Here is a 21,645-nt window from a genome sequence, read left to right as displayed (position 1 = left end):
AACCATTGAAAATGAAAAGTTCTATGAAAAAGTGCATGCCCCTTTTTGCCCTGCTTTCGGTGCTCGTCCTGAGCTCCTGTGTCTCGGTTCGCGTGGTCGCGGACTACGACCAAAAAATGAATTTCCAACAGTACAAGACCTATGCCTTCTACAAAACAGGCATAGACAAAGCCCAGATTTCCGACCTGGATAAACGCCGTATTCTGCGTGCCATCGACCAGGAAATGTCTGCCAGAGGCTTTGTGAAGTCCAATGATCCTGATTTACTGGTGAGTATTTTCACCAAAGAACGCGAACGTGTAGACGTGTACAACAACAACTTCGGCTGGGGCTGGGGTCGTGGTTGGGGCGGCTTTTACAACCCCTGGGTCTGGGGACGGCTGGGGAGGTAACAACGTGAGCACCCGCACAGAAGGCTCCCTCTTTATTGACTTTATCGATGCGGATGAAAAGAAACTGGTCTGGCAAGGCCGCGGTGCAGGAAACTTGAGCACCAGCAAAAAAGTAGAAAAGCGGGAAGCCCGTATCCAGGAATTCGTTCAGGAAATTCTGCAGGAGTACCCGCCAGAAGCCAAATAACACCTACAGGCTATACAACTCTAAAGCCGCTCCCTTACCGGGGCGGCTCTTTTTTTATGCGCTCCTGATTTCGTATTTTTAGACCCTTAGAAAATACCTTATGTCTTACGAGAGTAACCCGGTTTTGGACCGACTTCCAGACCACCTGCGTCAGTACATCAAACCTCAAAACTACGAGGATTACAGCCCTATTGATCAGGCGGTATGGCGCTACGTGATGCGTAAAAATGTGGACTACCTCAGTCAGGTGGCCCACTCCTCTTACGTCGAAGGTTTAGAAAAGACGGGGATCTCGATTGACAGCATTCCGAACATGTACGGAATGAACCGCATTCTCAAAGAAATTGGCTGGGCTGCGGTCGCTGTGGACGGTTTTATCCCCCCTTCTGCCTTTATGGAATTCCAGGCCTACAATGTACTGGTGATCGCCTCGGATATCCGACAGCTCGAGAACATCCAATACACCCCGGCACCCGATATTATTCACGAAGGCGCAGGGCACGCGCCCATCATTGCCAACCCCGAATACGCCGAATACCTCAGAAGATTTGGTGAAATTGGCTCCAAGGCGATTTCGAGCGGAAAGGATTACGAACTCTACGAAGCAGTACGTCACCTCTCCATCATCAAAGAAGCTCCGGAAACCGCTCCGGAAGAAATAAAATTGGCCGAAGAACGCATTGAACAGGTGCAGAACAATATGGGTGAACCCAGCGAAATGGCCCTTATTCGCAATCTCCACTGGTGGACCGTTGAATACGGCCTAATCGGCTCCCTGGAAGAGCCTAAAATCTATGGTGCCGGCTTGCTTTCTTCCATCGGCGAGAGTCAATGGTGTTTGACTGACGAGGTCCAAAAACTGCCTTATTCCATTGAGGCTACGCGTCAAGGCTTTGACATCACCAAACCCCAACCTCAACTCTATGTAACCCCAGACTTTGCCTTTTTAAGCCAGGTTCTGGAGGATTTTGCCGACAGTATGGCCCTGCGACGTGGCGGTCTGGAGGGCATTCAAAAACTCGTTGATTCCAAGTCTCTTGGTACGGTAGAACTCAGTACCGGTATTCAAGTTTCCGGAATCTTTAACCAGGTCTTAGAGAAAGACGGCAAGCCCGTTTACATGACGACTTTGGGCCCTACCGCTCTCTCCTACCAGCAAAAGGAGCTGGTCGGTCACGGAACGCGAAACCACCCCGATGGGTTTGGTTCCCCGATTGGCAAACTCAAGGGCATCAATATTGCCATCGAAGATATGGCGCCTCGTGATCTGAAAGCTTATAAAATATACGAAGGGGAAGAAGTACGTCTGGAATTTGAAGGAGGTGTGGTCGTCGAGGGACGTATCATTACCGGCACCCGAAACCTGCTCGGGAAGATCGTACTGATCACCTTTGAAGAATGTACGGTTAGTTGTGAAGGCAGACAGCTCTTCTTACCCGATTGGGGCCTTTATCATATGGCGGTTGGGGCTGAGTTGATCTCGGCATTCAATGGGCCGGCAGACCTCTTGAGTTTTAATTTGATCTCGCATGAATTGGAGCCCTCTCACGGAGAAACCGAAAAAGACCCCGCACAAGTACAGCAGGAAGCTCTTTATGGCCAAATGAGGACTTTACGCGAACAAAAAGGATCTCTGGAAGAAGCGCAGCAGCTTTGGAATGCATGGGAATCCACCTATAAAGAGGATTGGTTATTGGGGGTCGAAATTTTTGAATTTGCCTTGAAAAACCAAGCCTTCGATTGGGCCGATGAGCTACAAAAAGTACTGGAAGAAAGAGCGGCACAAATGCCTGCAAAAAACCAGCTGATTGGGGACGGCCTGGAACTGGCTCGACTAGAAGTTTCGACTAAGGTCAATTAACGGAAATCTGGAGCTTATCCCAATTGTTCCCGCTCTCGATGAGCTGGGGTAGCTGCACTCGTTTAATTGGAAAAAAAGAAATCTGTAGCTGTTTCTTGCCCCGGACAACACCCAAATCAATGGGTTTCTCGGTATTGCCATACCAGATACTACGCGAAAAGAGTAAATCTCCGGCTTGCAATCCGGCTTTCTCCGCCGCTGTTCCGGCTTGGACGCTTTTGATCTGCTTTCGATCATCGGAGAGTTCAAAACCCATTTCATAAACCACGGCTTCCGGTTCGTATTGCAGTCCTAAGCGGGCATATTCCTTGGCGAAATCAAAAAACTCCCCGCGAATAATGTGCCGATCAAAATAGGTTTTCCCCTCTTCCCAATAGTCTTCTAAAACCTCTAAAAACAATTCGTGACTCAAGCGCTCTCCTTGTTGCGACAGAACCAAGAATTCCCGCATCATATCGTCCAAAGACTTACGTCCTGCCGAATGGTGAATAATTTGCATATCGACCAGGAAGGCAAACAAGGCCCCACGGTAATAGGGCAGCTTCCCGTAGTCCGGATTACTCCAAAAGTTCTCGTAGTTGATCTGGCTATTGGGTTCTTCGCGAACCGGCGAAGAATACAGCTGTCGGGCAGCTAAGTTTAAGGAGGAAAAGAAGGAACTTTCTTCCGCCCCTCCAACCCCGTTTCGAGCAATGTTTTTAAAGGTGTAGTACTCGGTAAAGCCCTCACTAAACCAATACTGCTCTTCCTCATTGCTGTTTTCAATTCGGTGTCCAATCCAGTTGTGCATCAATTCGTGGTTGAAGAGATAAACCAGTTGATCCAAATCGGTATAGCTGTTGTTGGAAACTGAGGTGGCAAAACTGTTGGTTAAACCGGTCCCTTGAAAACTGCTGCCTTGCTCCTGTCCAAAAGGATGGAGACTCACCGTAAAGTATGCTTGGCTGTGGTCATTCCAAAATTCACGCTGTGCCTCCAAGGTTTCTTTGAGTATGGCAAAAACCTCTTCTTCCTCAAAAGGAATCCAATCACCCCTTGTGGCCAGACTGATCTTGTTCCCCATCAATTCATCCTGATAAACCCGAAAGTCCCCTCCCACAAAAATGGCACTCTGGAAGTCATTCCAGTCCACCGATTCTAGGCGTTGGATCCGCTGCCCTGTTCCAAAGCTGTTGTGAATCACATAGTCCTCCGAAAAATCCGCCCACCGAACAGCAATGTCGAGGGGTTTCTCGGTCGCAGGCCCCATGAAGAGGTGGTGCGAAAACAGGTGAAAGTAGTTCTCCTGAATGATCGGACGATACACCTCCGAGGTGCTCAGCTTGGCCTGATCAAAGTCCTGCTGGAGTTGGTAGCGGAATTTTAATTGATTAAGATCACGGGAGTAATGCAGGTCGATCCAGCCGCTGTCCTTGTTTATTTCGACACGGTTATCGGGTCGCTCGGGCTCCATTTGCAGGGAAAACAAAGCCCTGTGAAGCTCTTCCTCCCCCCAAGCCGTGTTGGCGTAATGCAAACGTGTAAAACCTGCCGGATTAGGCGGCAAATCCAAAAGCACCTCCAAAAGAGGAAGGGAGTCATTTTGTACCGGACGTATGGTGTAACTCAGCGACAGACGCTCTTCTTCTTGACAACTACTGACCAAGAGTAGTGCACTCAATAAAAACACCATTCGACCGAAGAAGTGCCTCATATTACCTACTTAGTTCGCCTTTTGAATGGATTCCGTAAAGACTTCCAGGGGCTTGACGATTTCGCCTTGATACTCCAGTTTCCAACCCTGAGAATTAGTTAGAACAAAGAACTTAGACAGCTCACTCATCAGGCGGTTTTGGGCATTGGTGCGTAAAGTAGAAGCCTCCACTTTTTCGCGCATATCGGCCTCAACGCGATCCCGAATCTTGTTGAGATCATCTTCTTCAAAAGAGTAGAAAAATCCCTCGTTCATCTCGAGGTACTTCATTTGAGGATTCACCATAATCTCGGGCTCCGGAATACTTAGAATACGGAGCGTTTTGGTGGCGTCGTCCAATTCGTAATCCAATTGGGAAAGATCATAAGAGATGGAGGCATCCGTATTGACCACAAGAAGCACGTTTCGGTGGGTACGCAGCCAACTCGGGTTAAAATAGGAACCGAGAAGATCCTTGGACTCCTTGATGTTTTTGACTTCCGAAAAATGACCTTCGGTCACCACAATTTTTGAGACGTTTTGGAGCTTTTCCTGGATCAGCGCAGATTCGCTCTCCATAACAAAAGGATCTCCGTAATTCTCGACGTAGTAGCGGTAGCCAAAAATGCTCACAGCTGCCGTGATCAAGATGAGAACTAGATTTTTCATGAGTGTGTATTGTAGGGTTTTAACCCCCAAAAGGTAACCAAAAGCCCGGAAATCACTTCAGCCAGTCCGCTGATTTTGAAAGTGCTTCGGCAATCCCGTCTGGATTCTTCCCTCCAGCAGTAGCAAAGAAGGGTTGTCCTCCCCCACCCCCTTGGATGAAGCGACCGAGTTCTTTGACGATTTTCCCAGCATGCAAACCCTTTTCGGTGGCCAGGTCCTTCGAAATATAGCAGGCCAATAGGCTTTACCGTCTTGTTTACTTCCCAGCACCAAGAATAACGGCTCGACTTCCTGCCCCAATTCAAAGGCGAGATCCTTCATACCCCCAGCATTCAAATCCACTTCGTGGGCCAAAAACTGCACTCCATTGACTTCCTGTACAGCTTGCTGCAGGTCTTTTTTCAGTCCTTTGGCCTTTTCCTTCAGGAGACCTTCGATCTGCTTGCGCAATTGCTGGTTTTCGTCTTGCAGAGACTGTACGGCTTGTACGGGATCCTGGGCTTTGCCCAAGACATCTTTGATTTCAAACAGGGTGCGGTTGTTTTCGAAGTAGAACGACTTGACCGCATCGGAGGTTATGGCTTCAATCCGACGAATTCCAGCAGCCACAGCGCTTTCGGCTGTAATCTTAAAATGCCAGATCTCGGAGGTGTTCTTCACATGCGTTCCCCCGCAGAGTTCCATAGACTGACCAAAACGGATGGTGCGAACTGTATCGCCGTACTTCTCTCCAAAAAGAGCAATAGCGCCTTGTTCCAGGGCTTCCTGATAAGGCTGGTTGCGATTCTCTTCCAAAGATAACTGCCCTTCGATACGGGCGTTGACAAAGTTTTCGACCGCTCTTAATTCGTCTACCGACAGCTTAGAGAAATGCGAAAAGTCAAAACGCAGGTACTTGCTGTGTACCGATGAACCTTTTTGCTCAACATGGGTTCCCAGAACTTCTCGAAGTGCTTGGTGAAGCAAGTGGGTCGCCGTGTGATTACTGGCCGTTCTATGCCGCTGTTTGGCATCGACAACCGCTCGAAAGCCGTCCTCTAAATTCGCAGGCAAGCTTTCCGTAAAGTGGACGATTTCGTTGTTTTCGCGCTTGGTGTCGACCACATAGGTCACATCGCCATTGGAAGCTTCCAGATAGCCTTTGTCACCCACCTGGCCTCCGCCCTCAGCGTAGAAAGGAGTCAAGTTAAAAACCAGTTGATACTGCTCTCCTTCTTTCTTGCTCTTGAGCTTGCGGTACTTGACAATCTTCACCTTGGATTCCAATTGGTCGTACCCAATAAACTCCTGTTCGCTGTCTTGTCTTAAAACAACCCAATCCTCTTTGCTGATCTGAGCGGCTGCCTTGGAACGGTCCTTTTGGGCCTGCAAGGCCTTTTTAAAGCCTTCTTCGTCCAGGGAATACCCTTTTTCAGAAAGAATCAATGCCGTTAAATCAATGGGGAACCCAAAGGTGTCGTAGAGCTCAAAGGCCTTTCGCCCGTCGATCTCTTTCCCTTTGGCGTTCTTCATGACCTGATCCAAAAGCACCAATCCTTGCTCCAGGGTATTCAAAAAAGACTGCTCCTCTTCCCGGATGACGTTCTCAATCAGCTGTTGTTCTTTTTCAATTTCTGGGAAAGCTTTGCCCATCACTTCTCGCAAGACCTTGACCAGGCGGTAGATAAAGGGCTTATTACTTCCCAAAAAGGTAAAGCCGTAGCGAATGGCTCGACGCAAAATGCGGCGAATCACATATCCGGCTCCAGAATTACTCGGCAATTGCCCATCCGCGATGGCGAAGGCAACTGCCCGCAGGTGATCGGCCACCACGCGGATGGCGATGTCTGTTTCTTCATCCGAACCATAGCGTTTGCCGCTGATGGTTTCGATCTCCCGGATCAGCGGAGTAAAAATATCGGTATCGTAGTTGGAACGCACTCCTTGAAGCACCATACAAAGGCGTTCAAAGCCCATCCCGGTATCGACATGGGTTTGGGGCAGGTTTTCTAACTCCCCATTGGCTTTGCGGTTGAACTGCATAAAGACCAGGTTCCAAATCTCCACCACTTCCGGGTGGTCCTGGTTGACCAAAGAGGCGCCTGAGGTCTTTTTGCGTTCTTCTTCCGGACGAATATCCACATGGATTTCAGAACAGGGACCGCAAGGGCCCTGATCTCCCATTTCCCAGAAGTTGTCTTTTTTATTCCCCATGATAATGCGGTCTTCGGGTACGATGGCCGACCACAAGGCATAGGCTTCTTTATCCATTTCGAGCTGATCAGCGTCCTGACTCCCTTCAAAAACAGAGACATAGAGCTGATCAGGCGAAATTTTAAATTCTTTGGTGAGCAATTCCCAGGCCCACTCAATGGCTTCTTTTTTGAAGTAATCCCCGAAACTCCAGTTTCCGAGCATTTCGAAAAGGGTGTGGTGGTAGGTATCTTTACCCACTTCCTCCAGGTCGTTGTGCTTTCCACTTACGCGCAAACACTTTTGGGTATCGGTGACACGAGGGTGCTCGACCTGGCTCAACCCCAAGAAGTACTCTTTGAATTGGTTCATCCCGGCATTGGTAAAAAGAAGGGTTGGGTCATTTTTCATGACCAGGGGAGCTGAAGGAACTATTTTATGGGATTTTTCTCGAAAAAATCCAAAAAACCCTGGCGGATCTCGGAAGAAGTCATTGGAATAGTGTGCGTTTAGTGAATTTTAACGCTTTAAGCAAAACAATTTCTATATTTGTGTGTTTACCAAATACCGACCAAAAATAGAATAATTTACGCTCATGTCTAAAGTAAAGTACTACTACGATCCGGACACGCTCTCCTATAGAAAAATCGACCCTAAAAGGTCGAGCAAGTATTTGCGCATATTTTTCTTCCTGCTGGGATCTGCCTTGTTCGGTCTATTGGGTCTGACCATTCTATTGAACGCCAACTTCGTCATCACTCCAAACGAGTACCTTTTACAGCGTGAGGTAAAGCAATACGAGTTGCAGTATGAGATCATGAACAAGAAGATGGAGCGCATGGAATCCGTCATGTCGGATATCGCAGAACGCGACAACACCATCTACCGCCTGTATTTTGAGGCTAACCCTATTCCGGATGACCAGCGCCGAGCTGGTTTTGGTGGGGTGAACCGCTATGCAGGATTGGAAGGTTTCAACAATACCGAATTGATTAAATCGACCGCTCAGCGTTTGGACACGCTTCAAAAGCAATTAGTCATCCAGTCCAAGTCCTTGGATGAAATTGCCAAACTCGCCGTCGAAAAAGAAGAGCTTCTACAGTCTATTCCCGCCATACAGCCGGTGAGTAACGAGAACCTCAGAAGAATGGCCTCCGGATTTGGATGGCGTTCGGATCCTTTTACCAAGGTGCGTAAGTTCCACTACGGAATGGACTTTTCTGCCCCTCGTGGTACGCCAATTTACGCGACCGGGAACGGAGTGGTTACTCGTGCAGACAGCCGATCGACTGGATTTGGAAAGCACATTCGTATTGACCACGGCTTTGGTTACCTGACCTTGTATGCGCACTTGAGCCGTTACAACGTGACCAAGGGACAAAAGGTGAAGCGTGGAGACCTGATTGGTTTTGTGGGAAGTACTGGACGCTCTCAAGCGCCTCACCTCCATTACGAAATCTGGAAAGACGGAAACAAGTTGAATCCGATCAACTTCTACTCCGGCAACCTCACGTCAGAAGAGTACGCCCTATTGGTTAAACTCTCTCAGCGCGAAAATCAAGCACTGGATTAATCCTCAGGGCCTATGCATGTTGATCTTCCTGAAAAACGCTACTACGGAATTGGTGAAGTCGCCAAGGCCTTTGGCGTGAAAACCTCTCTGATTCGATTCTGGGAGAAGGAGTTCGATATTCTTCAGCCCAAGAAAAATGCTAAGGGCAATCGGAAGTTTACCCCGGACGACATCAAGCATTTACAACTGATTTACCACCTGGTTAAAGAAAGAGGCTTCACCCTGGAAGGGGCAAAAATTCACTTGAAAGAAGAAAAGAAAGAAGCCTTATCTACCTTTGATATCATACAGAAATTGGAACGGGTCAAGGCTGAGCTTTTGAAAATAAAGGAGAACCTTTAGGTCAATTGCAGGTTGTCCTGTAACAAATTGAAACATCTTTATACCTATTCATAAATACCAAATACTTTACACGATGAAAAAATGGCTTATTCCTTTGGTAATCGTTGTAATCCTCGGCTTTGTAGTTTACAACTACGCCGTCGGATTCTACAACGATGGCGTTGTCAAATACGAGGACGCCAAAACCGAATGGTCCAAAGTAGAAAGCGCCTACCAGCGCCGAAACGACCTGATTGGCAACCTGGTTAAAACCGTACAGGGGGCCGCTGACTTCGAAAGAGGCACCTTAAAGGACGTCATTGAAGCCCGATCCAAGGCCACCGCGACCAACGTTAGCGTTGATGATCTTTCTCCAGAAAAAATCGCGGCCTTCCAAGAGGCCCAAGCAGGTCTTTCTTCCGCCTTATCTCGTTTGTTGGTTAGCGTCGAGCGCTATCCTGACCTTAAGGCCACAAAGAACTTTTCTGAGTTACAGCAGCAATTGGAAGGTACCGAAAACCGCATCAATGTCGCCCGTGATCGCTACAACGATGGGGTGAACAAGTACAAGCAACACATCAAAAAGTTCCCTGGTTCTGTCATGGCCGGCTGGTTCGGACTGGAAGATGATCTTTCCCGTTTCGAGTCGGTTGAAGGTGCCGAAAAACCAGTGGAAGTCGATTTCGGATCTTAATCAGAATCCTATGTCACAAGTCGAAGCTTTTCTGACCAAAGCAGAAGAGGACGAGATTGTGGCCGCCATCCGGCAGGCCGAAAAAAACACCTCAGGTGAAATTCGGGTCCACATTGAGGCCCTCGCCAAAATCGATCATTTTAGTCGAGCTCAGCAGGTCTTTGTTCAGCTAAAAATGGACGCGACCGAGGAGCGCAACGGAGTACTCATCTATGTTGCTGTTCACGACCGAAAGTTTGTGATCTACGGAGACGAGGGTATTTACAAAGCCGTTCCCGATGGATTTTGGGACAGCACCAAGGCCCTGATGCAACAGCAATTCGAGGAGGGTAACTTCAAAGACGGCATTATCTCTGGAGTGCTCAAAGCCGGAGAAGAACTCAAAAAACACTTCCCTTGGGAGGAAGACGATATCAACGAACTCAGCGATGAAATCTCAAAAGGTTAAAAAATATCATTCCGCAGTGCTTAGGTCCTTATGGGGCCTGGGCCTGCTGTTTGCCTTTTTGATGCCGCTTCAGCTCAGTGCGCAATACGATATTCCTGATGCGCCTCCAGCCAGCAGCCCGGAGCAAATTGTTTATGACGAAATCAAATTGCTTTCGGGAACTGAAATCACCCAATTGAGAAATAAGTTGAGGGGCTATGCCGATTCAACTTCCACCCAGATCACCATGGCCATTATTTCGAGTACCAAGGGTGAAAACATCAGTTATCTCGGCGCTCAATGGGGCGAAAAATGGGGTATTGGGCAGGCAGAAGAAGACAACGGCATTCTGGTTCTTGTGGCCAAGGACGATCGCCAAATGACCATCCAAGTTGGGCAGGGCATTGAACCGATTGTTACCGACTTTTTGGCCTATCGGGTAATCGATCGGGTGATCACTCCTGAATTCAAAAAAGGGGATTATTACGGGGGGCTGGACAAAGGCGCCGATGCGCTCTTTCAAATCCTAACGGGTGAATTCGAAGAAACCCGAGACCTTAGTAATGCTAAGGCCCTTCCACTGATCGTGGTGGCATTTGTAGTAGCCATTGTCCTCTTTTTTGTTATCCTTATCCTCGTTATCATTCGCAGAGGCGGAGGTGGCGGAAAACGCGGAGGCCGCAAAGGTGGCTTTGGTGCTGACCTTATGGACATCATCATCCTCAGCAATATGGGCCGAAGCGGTGGTGGAAGCAGCTCCTCCGGAGGAGGCTTTGGCAGTGGAAGTGGAGGCTTTGGTGGAGGTTTCGGTGGAGGTAGCTTTGGAGGCGGAGGGGCTTCCGGTGGCTGGTAAACCTGTTATTTTTTTACCAATCTTCTTGTTCATACTCAGTCAGTTCCCTAATTTAAGGGGAAGATTTTCCGCCATGAATACACTGCATCGTTTCCTAGGGAGCAGCCTCATCGTTTTGCTCCTTGTCAGCTCTTGTAAAAAGAAGGCTCCGGCTGACCAACAAGACAACCTCTATCAGTTCAGAGAGTACATTTCTTATCACTCCCAAGGGATACAAAGTATAGCCGAACCGGTCGTTATTGGGCTCACTCAAGCCCTGGAACAGTTCGAAATGGACCAGGAGATTCCCGCGGAATACTTGCAAATGGATCCCGAAGTCAAGGGACGCCTGGTAGTGGAAAACAGCAACACCCTTGTCTTTGAACCGGAAGCCTACCTGCAGCCCGATCAAGAATACCAAGTCAACCTGCATCTGGACAAACTCTACGACGGGGTTAAAAAGGAGTTCAGGAATTACCGTTTCGCCTTTGCCACCATTGCTCCGGCTTTTAAGGTGGACCTTTCCTCCCTCCAGTCTTATGATCGCAACTGGCAGTACCTGGAAGGGCGTCTTCGTGGATCCGACTTCCTTCCCAGAGAAAAGATGAAAGATTTGATCCAGGCCAGCCTGGGGGGCGAAAGTTTGACCATCAATTGGAAGCTTTCGGACAGTGATCAAAGCAGTTACGATTTTACGGTGGATAGTATTCCCCGCGTCGCTGAGGCCCGAAACTTGCAACTGAGCTGGGATGGCAGCTCTGTGAATGCGGACACCAAAGGAAACTCCAGTTTTTCTATTCCTGGACTCAAAGATTTTACCGTGATCAGTGCGCGCGCCACGGGCTCCCCCAATACCATGCTACTCATCAACTTTTCTGAGCCTTTGGATGAAGGACAGGAGCTCAAAGGTCTGGTGCAAATCGGCAACCAAAGCAACTTGCGCTATGAGGTGGATGGCAACTTACTGCGGGTGTATCCGAGTATTCGGGTACAAGGAGAAGCCCGGGTAAAGGTCAATCCCGGATTGCAGTCGATTTACGGAGCCAAGCTGAGCAAGTCCTTTTCTGAAGTGCTTGGTTTTGAACAGCTCAAGCCGGCGGTCCGTATGATTTCGAAGGGGACCATTTTACCCAACGCCAAAAGCACACCCATCTACTTTGAAACCGTGAACTTGAATGCGGTTGAAGTACGAGTGATCAAGGTTTTCCAAGACAATATGTTGCAATTCCTGCAAGACCAGGATTTGGGGGTTTCTTACCGACGTGATTTGCGACGTGTCGGACGGCGAGTCGCTTACAAGGTCATCGATTTGACCAAAGACGGGCAGACGAACACCAGTTTTTGGAAGGCCCATGCACTGGACCTCTCGGACATGATCGAAGCCGATCCGGGAGCCCTCTACCGCGTTGAGTTCTCGTTTAAAAAAGAGCACAGTGCCTATGGCTGTGTCGATGATGAAGGAAGCGCTTCAAGTGGTTCAGAATTCGAATACAGCGAGGCTGTGCCCTACGATGCCAATACGGAACAAGATCCGGATGAGGCCCGAAGAGAAGAACAGTACTGGGACAACGAGCTCTATAACTGGAGACGTTACCGCTACAACTGGAGAGAGCGCAACAATCCCTGTCACGAAGCCTACTACAACGAGGACCGCCTGGTCTTCACTAACCTGATGGGCAGCGATCTGGGACTGATTGCCAAAAAGAGCAAGAACCAATCCTACCACTTTATCGTGACGGATCTGCTTTCGGCCAAAGCTCTGCAAGGAGCCCAGGTCAAACTCTACAACTACCAGCAACAGCTCCTGAGCACCCTGACCACAGACCGCAATGGGGTAGCCATTTTTGACGCCAAGCAGAATGTGGCCTTTGCCGTGGCAGAACTCAATAATATGTTCGCCTACGCCAAACTAAATGACGGAAACGCTCTGTCAATGAGTAAATTTGACATCTCCGGCGAACAGCTGCAGGAAGGCCTTCAGGGCTTTACCTATACCGAAAGAGGGGTCCACCGCCCGGGAGAGACCATCCACCTCACTTTTGTTTTAGATGACTCGGCCAACCCCCTGCCTAAAGGACACCCCGTGGAGCTGGAAGTGACTGATGCACGAGGCAAGCTTGCCGAAAGGATCATCCTCAAAGGCGTGCCCCAGGAAGTGGGCAACGGACTCTACGCCAAGCAAGAAGGAAATTTCTACTACTTCCCAATTCAAACGGCAGAAGATGCGCCAACAGGCAGTTGGTACGCTCGCATCCGTGTGGGTGGCGCTCAGTTTAGCAAAAGCCTGAAGGTCGCCACCGTCAAACCCAATCGACTCAAGATCGACCTCAGCTTTAAGAACGCGATTCTGGAAGGCAATAAACCGATTCGGGGAGAGCTGAAGGGAAGCTGGTTACACGGTGCTCCCGCCCGCAACCTCAAGTACGAAATTCAATCTACATTACGCCTGAAGCGCAACCCCTTCCCGGAACACAACGGCTACGAATTCACCGATCCGGTTCGGGATTTTTACGAGGTGCAAAACACCTTCTCCAAAGGTCAGTTGGATGCCAGCGGACTCAAGTCCTTCCAAGAGCAGTTCTCAGTTTCTAAAAAGTCTCCCGGCATGCTGGAAGCCACCTTTACCACCAAATTATTGGAAGGTGGAGGGGACTTTTCGTTGGATGTCATGAGTCAACCCCTGGCCCCCTATTCGCATTTTGTCGGTTTAAAGTCTCCTGAAGCCCAGCGCTACGGCTCCTTTTTTACCGATCAAAACAACGCCTTTGAACTCCTCTCTGTAGACGCCCAAGGCAAGAAAAGTGGCAACCGAAAACTCACTGTACAGGTCTACAAAATCGAATGGCGCTGGTGGTGGAACCGCGGATACGACAACCTTTCGCGCTACGAGAATTCGACCTATCACCGCCCGTTCAAAACAGAAGAGATCACCACAGACGCCCAAGGAAAGGCCCAATTTGATCTCAATATTCCGGAAGACGAAAGCGGCCGCTTTTTGATTCGAATCCTGGACAAGTCCTCCGGGCACGCCACCGGTCGAATCGCCTACTTCTACCGTGATTGGTGGAAGAGAGCCGGTAGTCAAGACGCCGAGAGCGCTAAAATGCTGATTTTTTCGGCTGATAAGGATCGCTACACCACCGGTGAAACCGCCCGAATTACCTTCCCTTCTGATCAAGGCAGTCGAGCCCTCATCAGTATCGAAAACGGAACCGAAGTGCTGCAAACCCTGTGGGTGAATACCACCACCAAAGAAACGGTTGCCGACATTCCTATTCAGGCGGATATGGCACCCAATGTCTACTTCACCGTGTCTTTACTGCAGCCACATACAGAACGCAAGAACGACCTGCCCCTGCGCTTATACGGAGTAATCCCGGTGCTGGTAGATGATCCAGCAACTCAACTGGAACCCCAGCTGCAACTCGCCAAAGAAATTAAGCCCGAGACGAACTTTGACGTGAAGGTGTCAGAAGCGAACAACAAGTCCATGACCTATACCCTGGCCGTGGTCGACGAAGGACTTCTGGACCTCACGCGTTTTGCCACCCCCGATATCCACAAGGCCTTTTACGCCCGCCAAGCCTTGGGAGTAAAGACCTTCGACATCTTCGATGATGTGATGGGGGCTTATTCCCTGAGTGTCGATAATATCTACGCCGTGGGTGGAGGAGGCTCTGCCGACGGAGGAAAGAACCGCAAAGCACAGCGCTTTAAGCCTATGGTCAAGTTTATTGGCCCCTTTGAGCTCAAGGCGGGTAAAACGGCTACCCACAGCCTGAAGATGCCGAACTACATCGGGTCTGTTCGCACCATGGTGATTGCCGGAAACGACAAAAAGGCCTATGGTAAGGCCGAAGAAACGACCCCGGTGCGCAAGCCGCTCATGGTACTGAGTTCGGTGCCGCGTAAACTTTCGCCTGGTGAAAAAGTCACTGTTCCGGTGACCGTCTTTGCCTTGGACAAAAAAGTCAAAACCGTACAAGTAAAGGTAAAAGGTGGCCAAGGCCTAAAGCCTCTTGGAGCGACTACGAAAAGTATTCAGTTCACCCAAATAGGAGACCAAATCGTCAACTTTGATTTTGAGGTGCTGCCGAATACCGACCGCACTGTGATCGATGTAGAGGTCTCCGGCGCGGGTGAAAAAGCAACAGATCAAACCGAGGTCGGTATCTTCAATCCGAATCCGGTTGTCCGCACCCAAAAGACCTACCGTCTTGCGGCCAACGAGAGTCGTGACCTCAACTTTGAACCTTTCGGGACTCCGGGTACAAGAAGTGCCTCCATTGAGCTTTCTACCCTGCCGGCCATGGATCTTAACGGGCGATTGGATTACCTCATCCGCTATCCGCACGGCTGCGTTGAACAAACGACCTCGGCGGCCTTCCCTCAGCTCTTCCTGGCGGATATTATGGACCTGAATTACGATCGCAAGCGCGATACTGAAACCAATGTCAAAAAAGCCATCAAGCGCTTAGGCTCTTATCAGGCGCCAACCGGTGGGCTGAGTTACTGGCCTGGAGGCTCCACGGCAGATGACTGGGGAACATCGTATGCCGGTCACTTCATGCTAGAAGCCAAAAGCAAGGGGTACTCTTTACCACTTTCTTTTTACTCGAACTGGCTCGCTTACCAAAAGAAGGCGGCGCGTTCCTGGTCGGCTAGTGACAACCGGGGGACTACCCTGGCGCAGGCCTATCGACTGTATACCTTGGCTCTGGCAGGTCAGGCAGACCTTTCGGCCATGAACCGACTGCGTGAGTTGCCCAAGCTTTCGAACAACGCCAAATGGCGTTTGGCTGCGGCTTATGCCCTTATTGGTAAAAAAGGAGCTGCCCAGACCCTGATGGATTCGGCTAACCTGGACTTTGTGCCTAGTCGATATGATTATTACACCTACGGTTCTGCCTTCCGCAACCGAGCAATGGCTTTGGAGACGCTTGTCATTCTGGAAGACGATCGTCAGCGTGAAGTATCCTTAGCCCTGGCCCGATCACTGGCCAGTCAAGGATGGTACAGCACACAAGAAACAGCCTATGCCCTTTTGGCCTTGACCAAGATGGTCGAGAAGAATGGTGGAAAATCCATCGCGGTTCAATTGACCCAAAGAGGCAAGAGCGAAGACATCAAAACACCGCAAGCCCTGGCCAGCAGACCGCTGTTTGCGCAAGCCGATGCCGTCGACTTTAAATTGACCAATCAGCAAGACAATGTGGTGTATGCAACCCTCACTCAGTCTGGAAAATTGGCACTTGGTCGAGAAATCAGCAGCGAACGCAATTTACGCGTGCGTGTTCGCTATTTTGACGGTAGCGGAAATGAAATTGACGTCAAAGAATTGCGACAGGGAAGTGAAATCACCGCTCAAATTCAGGTGACTAATCTGTCCAACGATTACGTCAATCAATTGGCGCTAACGCAAATTTTCCCCAGTGGTTGGGAAGTGGTAAACACCAGTTTTACGGGCCTTGGTCAACAGGGTACGCAATCGGCAAATTATACCGATATCCGGGACGACCGTATTCGTTACTACTTCAATCTGGGACGACGCAAAAGCAAGACTTTCCGCATACAGCTGAACGCCTCCTATTTGGGTGAGTACTACCTCCCTGGAGCGCAGGCCGAAGCCATGTATAATGATGACTATCTCGCGCGGAACAAAGGTCAATGGGTGAAAATCGTACAGTAAAGGCGAAAATTAAGCGTCTTCAGGCGCGGGGGCGTTCTTTTTGGAGAAGGCACCGCATTGCTTTTATCATCAGTGGCAGTATTTACCTGCTCCTCTTCGGTTTTTGGTGGTTTTCTTTGCCGGCTACCCTCTTTAATGACCCCTACGCCACCGTGGTCAAAAGCAGGGAAGGCACCCTTCTGGGAGCCCGAATCGCGGACGATGGGCAGTGGAGATTTCCGGCCCTGGACAGCCTGCCCTCCCGCTACAAAACCTGTGTTATTCTTTTTGAAGACGAACACTTTTATAGACACGATGGTTTCAATCCCTTCTCAATCGGCAAGGCCCTCTGGCACAACCTCACCCAAGAAAGCCGCAGAGGCGGGAGTACCATTACCCAACAGCTGGTTCGCCTGAGCCGAAAGAACAAGGCCCGCACCTACAAAGAAAAACTGATAGAGCTCTGGCTGGCTACCCGGGTCGAGATGCGCTACAGCAAGAAAGAAATCCTGGAGATGTACGCTTCCCACACCCCCTATGGCGGGAATGTGGTAGGGCTCGAAACTGCCTCCTGGCGCTATTTTGGTATGGCGCCGGAACAGCTCAGCTGGGGACAATCGGCCACTTTGGCCGTACTGCCCAATGCCCCGTCTCTGATCTTTCCGGGACGGAATGCGGAACTCCTCAAAGCCAAACGGAACCGACTCTTAACTAAGCTGGGCGAGAAGGGTGTACTCGACAGCCTGGGCCTGCAACTGGCCCTGGAAGAGCCCCTTCCCCAAAAACCCCTGGCGCTACCCCAATGGGCACCCCACTTTACCGAATGGATTCGTGGGCAGTATTCCGGACAACCCTTTAGAAGCACTTTGCAAGCCGACCTGCAGCAGCGGGTGGTGGAGTTGGTCAAAATGCACCACGGGCAGCTGCGACAAAACGAAATCCACAATATGGCCGCCTTGGTCATGGATATCGAAACCCGAGAGGTGCTCGCCTATGTGGGGAATACCCCTTCCGGAAAAGACCACAGCGAAGCCGTCGATATCGTACGAAGGGAACGCAGTACCGGAAGCCTCTTAAAGCCCCTGCTCTTCGCCTCCGCGATGAATGAAGGAGAACTGTTGCCCAACACCCTGATTGCCGATATCCCTACCCTGATCAACGGCTACAACCCACAAAATTTTGACAAGCAGTACCGAGGTGCAGTCTCGGCCAGCTTGGCCCTGGCTCGCTCCCTCAATGTACCGGCCGTACGCACCATGCGTTCTTACGGACTCGAAAAATTTTACAACCGCCTTCAGGAAGCCCAGATCCCGCTGAACAAAGGACCGGGGCATTACGGACTCTCTCTGGTACTCGGTGGTGCAGAAAGCTCCCTTTGGGAACTCACCCAATGCTATGCAGCCATGGCTTCCCGGGTCAATTACTTCAGTACGAATTCCAGCACCTACCGCCCCAACGAGTTTGGGCAGGTGATTTACGAACTCGGAAAAGAACCGCAGTGGGAGGCCGAAAGTCTAAGGCCGGAAGGCTGGTCAGCGGGAGGCATTTACCTGGCACTCGAATCCATGCAAAAGGTGAACCGTCCCGACGGAGACGAAAACTGGCAGTTCTTTGATGATTCTCAACGACTGGCCTGGAAGACCGGAACCAGTTACGGCTTTAAGGATGCCTGGGCCATTGGGGTGAGCTCGCGTTACGCTATCGGGGTTTGGGCGGGCAATGCCGACGGAGAAGGCCGTCCCGGATTGACCGGTATTAAGGCCGCTGCACCCCTGCTGTTTGATATTCTGGAATTGTTGCCTCGGAGCCCCTGGTTCGCCCCTCCGTTGGATGATTTGGCCCGAGCCGAAATCTGTACCGAAAGTGGCTATTTGGCCGGTCCTCATTGCGATCATACCGAAAGCCAATGGATTACCCCAAAGGGATTGAACAGTCCGGAATGCCGATACCACAAACCCCTGATGCTCGATCAGAGTGGTCGCTACCAGGCCAATTCGGATTGCTATCCGCTGGCCGACTTGCGTCCAACGAATTGGTTCAGCTTGCCCCCTTTGATGGAATACTACTACCGAAAATTTCATCCGGAATACAGAGCCACACCGCCCTTTTTAGCGGCCTGTGAAAGTGGGCAAAAAGCAGCCATGGAATTCATCTATCCCTATCCGAAAGAAGAAATCCTCTTGCCCCTGGATTTTGATCAGGAAGTAGGGGAAGTGGTGTTTACCCTGGCCCACCGAAATGCCGAATCCGAGGTCCACTGGTACCTGGACAACCGGTACTTGTCTTCAACGAGTAATATCCATGAAATCGCAGTGTCTCCAGAGCCCGGAGAGTATCTACTCACCGTTGTCGATCAGGACGGGCGACGACTGGAACAGAAGATCACGGTCAAAAAAGCCCGGGTTCAGCACCCTTAAGCCCTGAACCATCGTCTTCCTCCCCCGTTAGGCGCCTTTCCACCAAACTGATCGAATTTGTAGCTAAAGCTGAACATGAAGTAACGGCGAAGGACGGTTCCCTGGAAATCCTGAATAAAGTCAGCCCCACTGGTGCGGCGGGTATTGATGTTCTGATTCAAAAGATCGTACGCCAGCACCTTGGCCGTCATTTTTTTCTGCATAAACTGGTAGCCCAGACTCATATTCCAGAAGATCGCATCGGGATCGAAGCCTTCCCCTACATTGCCGTTGTACTGGTAATTGATGTCATTCCCCCATATCACATTCTTCGGCCAGTAGGTGGTGGTTTTTAGGATCACCTGGTGCACATCAAAATCGATGTCGTCAAAACCTTCCAGGTTAAAACGGGTACGGTTGGTAATGAAGGTGTATTCGGGCTCAATGGTGAGCTTTTCTTTGAAATTAAAATTCAAGGAGGCCGTATGCCGGAAATTCAAATTACTGCTGATCAGTCGTTCCCCATTGGTAAATCCGACTCGTCGAACACGGTTTAGGCGAGGAGAAAGAGCAAACCCAAGGGTGAAGGTGCTGTCTTTCTTGATCTGTTTGGAGTAACGCCCCCCGAGATATGCAGTTGAATTACCATCAATGTTCGTAAAGGTGGTGGTTCTCAAAAGATTTTCGTCCGTCAAGGTCACCGAAGTGATTTGATCGTTCTGCGCGGTCACCCCGGAGTAAAGAAAGAACCCCGTCTGTTCCCGCCAATTGTAATTGCTCACATTAAAACTCACTCGGTGTGTAATCACCGGGTTCAGGTCCGGATTACCCACGACGATATTGAGCGGGTTACTCAGGTTTTCAATCGGCTGAAGTTGGTTGGCACTGGGCGCCTGGAATCCTGAATTGTAATTGAAACTCATGCGCGCATTTCGGCTAAAGCGGTAACTGGCCCGGGCATTGAACAGGAAGTTTTTATAGCTCTTGGTAAAGGAAGCTCCCTGCAAAGCATCCTGGTTCTCGAGATCCGTCATGCGGTAATTAACCGTCGCATTAAAGCGCAATTTTTCTCCTCTTTTGCGAAACGAAATATTGGGTTGATGAAAGCGGTTACTGAACTCAAAATCCGTACTCAATCGCTCATTAAAAGCAGTGAACTCATCGGTTAACTCGTCGCGCTCAAAAACGGATAAGCGGTTGTCCTGGGTGTTGTTTCCGAACTCATAGCCCGCGTCCACAAATACCCCTTTCGACAAGGCTCGTCGGTATCGGAATTCCCAGCCCAAATTGGTGGTGAGGTTGTCTTGATCACGAAGCTGATCAAAACGTTCCTCCAATGGATCATCTCCAAAAGTCTCTTGAAGGGATTCCTGAAAGTCCTCTGCCCCACTCTCGTTAAAACCTCCATTAAAGGATAGTCTTAAATAGCTCCCCAGGGTATCGGTTCGCTTGAGCAGTTCAATCTCGTTGTCAAAACGACGCTGCAGCGCCGTTGACCGGGTATTGGTTGTATTGCGGTTGATCAGCTCTCCTAATTCGTCTGAAGAAGTGGTATTGCTGGCCGACAAAGACTCTGAAGAACTGAGTACCAGAGTGGGCTCCAAGCTAATTTCAAAGCCATCAGCCAATTCGAATTCCAACTCAGCGGATGCGCGGTGGGATTCGGTTGAGCCCTCAAAATCGCTCTCGGAATCCGTAAAGAAGCGGCGATCTGGCAAAATATTCTCGCGAGAAGTTCTTTCTTCATTAATATTCTCACTATTGCTCCAGAAGTAGTTCGAAGAGATCTCGTACTGGTCCTTTTTCTCATCGGCAAAGCTTCCACCCAGGGTGGATGAAGTTGTAATCCCCTGACCAAAGCCAAACACTACGGTTCCTCCGTTACCTACATTGAGGTTTCCACCGCCGAAGCCACCGACCAAATCAAAGACTTCGTCAAAGGAAAAGCCCGAATTGTTGATGTTGTTGCTCGATCCCAGCACACTGACCCGGGTCTTGTCATTGAAGTAGTTCAACAAGCCATTGCTTTGGTAGCGCTCGTCTGTTCCATACCCCCCGGATAATCGACCCAAATACCCCTTGTTCTTGTCTTCTTTGATGGTGAGGTTGATGGTCTTGGTTTCGCCATCCCCTTCATCCCCAGAGAATTCCTGCTCTCGGGTTTTGGTATTGGTAATTTGGATCTTGCTGATGATTTCTTTGGGCAGACTTTTGGTCGCCACTTTGGGATCGGTGCTAAAAAAGACCTGTCCATTGACCAGAACCTGATTCACCTCTTTTCCATTGACGGTTATGGTGCCTTCACTGTCTATTTCTACACCAGGTAACTGTTTGAGCACATCTTCCACGGTAGCATCAGGTCGGGTTTTAAAGGAATCTGCATTGAATTCCAAGGTGTCCTGCTTGATGCGGATGGGCACCCGATCTCCGGTCACACTGACCTCGCGAAGAGACACGGCTTGTTCTTCCAAGAAAATATCGGGAACTCGCTGGCTGCGCTTAAAGTCGAGAAGGCGTTGCTGCCCCTTGTAACCGGTGTAAGAGACCAGCAAGCGAAACTTCTTCAGGCGGGTTTCTCCTTCCAAAATAAACTCCCCGGAAGCATTGGTGATCGCGTAGGTAACCAGGCTGCTGTCTTTGAGAGATTCGATGTAAACCGTGGCGGCATCGAGGGGCTTTTTACCCTCAGCGGTAAGTACTTTTCCGGTGACTTCGAAGGACTGAGCCAAAAGACCCAAAGGCAGGACCAACAACAGGGCGAGGAGCGTTTTTCTCATGCCC

11 protein-coding genes and 2 pseudogenes are annotated in these 21,645 nt (G+C 49.9%); 9 read left to right on the top strand and 4 right to left on the bottom strand.

Annotation, left to right across the window (positions count from 1 at the left end; all coding sequences use genetic code 11):
• The first annotated feature begins 23 nt into the window (after positions 1-23).
• Positions 24-579, top strand: a pseudogene (locus BST99_RS14020) (DUF4136 domain-containing protein).
• A gap of 100 nt (positions 580-679) precedes the next feature.
• Positions 680-2,440 carry an aromatic amino acid hydroxylase gene (locus tag BST99_RS14015; protein ID WP_105002350.1) on the top strand — a complete coding sequence of 587 codons (1,761 nt, stop codon included), beginning with the start codon at positions 680-682 and terminating at the stop codon, positions 2,438-2,440.
• Here the strand turns inward: BST99_RS14015 and BST99_RS14010 are convergent.
• The 3 genes and pseudogenes from BST99_RS14010 to alaS all read right to left on the bottom strand — a co-directional run bounded on the left by BST99_RS14010 (position 2,433) and on the right by alaS (position 7,447).
• Complete coding sequence (locus BST99_RS14010; RefSeq protein ID WP_146106314.1) at positions 2,433-4,133, bottom strand: M1 family aminopeptidase; 1,701 nt, start codon at positions 4,131-4,133, stop codon at positions 2,433-2,435. The genes BST99_RS14015 and BST99_RS14010 overlap by 8 nt on opposite strands.
• Positions 4,134-4,142: 9 nt before the next feature.
• Positions 4,143-4,781, bottom strand: coding sequence for a DUF4230 domain-containing protein (locus BST99_RS14005; RefSeq protein ID WP_105002348.1), 639 nt, complete (start codon positions 4,779-4,781; stop codon positions 4,143-4,145).
• 52 nt (positions 4,782-4,833) lie between these two features.
• A pseudogene (gene alaS / locus BST99_RS14000) lies at positions 4,834-7,447 on the bottom strand (alanine--tRNA ligase).
• A gap of 101 nt (positions 7,448-7,548) precedes the next feature.
• Between alaS and BST99_RS13995 the strand changes: the two are divergent.
• The 7 genes from BST99_RS13995 to pbpC all read left to right on the top strand — a co-directional run bounded on the left by BST99_RS13995 (position 7,549) and on the right by pbpC (position 18,885).
• On the top strand, positions 7,549-8,526 hold the full coding sequence (locus BST99_RS13995) for a M23 family metallopeptidase (RefSeq protein WP_105002347.1): 978 nt from the start codon (positions 7,549-7,551) through the stop codon (positions 8,524-8,526).
• A gap of 12 nt (positions 8,527-8,538) precedes the next feature.
• Positions 8,539-8,868, top strand: a complete 330-nt coding sequence (locus BST99_RS13990; protein ID WP_105002346.1) for a MerR family transcriptional regulator — start codon at positions 8,539-8,541, stop codon at positions 8,866-8,868.
• Positions 8,869-8,941: 73 nt separating this feature from the next.
• Positions 8,942-9,541, top strand: a complete 600-nt coding sequence (locus tag BST99_RS13985) for a LemA family protein (protein ID WP_105002345.1) — start codon at positions 8,942-8,944, stop codon at positions 9,539-9,541.
• Between the two features lie 10 nt (positions 9,542-9,551).
• Positions 9,552-9,989 carry a TPM domain-containing protein gene (locus BST99_RS13980; protein WP_105002344.1) on the top strand — a complete coding sequence of 146 codons (438 nt, stop codon included), beginning with the start codon at positions 9,552-9,554 and terminating at the stop codon, positions 9,987-9,989.
• A 16-nt stretch (positions 9,990-10,005) separates the two neighbouring features.
• Entirely contained in the window at positions 10,006-10,821 is an 816-nt protein-coding gene (locus BST99_RS13975) for a TPM domain-containing protein (protein ID WP_245916283.1), read from the top strand.
• A 73-nt stretch (positions 10,822-10,894) separates the two neighbouring features.
• Positions 10,895-16,489, top strand: coding sequence for an alpha-2-macroglobulin family protein (locus tag BST99_RS13970; RefSeq protein ID WP_105002343.1), 5,595 nt, complete (start codon positions 10,895-10,897; stop codon positions 16,487-16,489).
• On the top strand, positions 16,468-18,885 hold the full coding sequence (pbpC, locus tag BST99_RS13965) for a penicillin-binding protein 1C (protein ID WP_105002342.1): 2,418 nt from the start codon (positions 16,468-16,470) through the stop codon (positions 18,883-18,885). The genes BST99_RS13970 and pbpC overlap by 22 nt, the downstream gene beginning before the upstream one ends.
• On the opposite strand, the gene BST99_RS13960 is transcribed toward pbpC, so the two are convergent.
• On the bottom strand, positions 18,882-21,641 hold the full coding sequence (locus tag BST99_RS13960; RefSeq protein ID WP_105002341.1) for an outer membrane beta-barrel protein: 2,760 nt from the start codon (positions 21,639-21,641) through the stop codon (positions 18,882-18,884). The two genes, pbpC and BST99_RS13960, sit on opposite strands and share 4 nt — an antisense overlap.
• Positions 21,642-21,645: the final 4 nt, after the last annotated feature.

The sequence above is a fragment of the Aureicoccus marinus genome, assembly GCF_002954325.1.
GTDB classification, from domain to species: domain Bacteria; phylum Bacteroidota; class Bacteroidia; order Flavobacteriales; family Flavobacteriaceae; genus Aureicoccus; species Aureicoccus marinus.
Note: the sequence above shows the minus strand (reverse complement) of the source record. Positions and strands in the feature narration are given on the sequence as shown.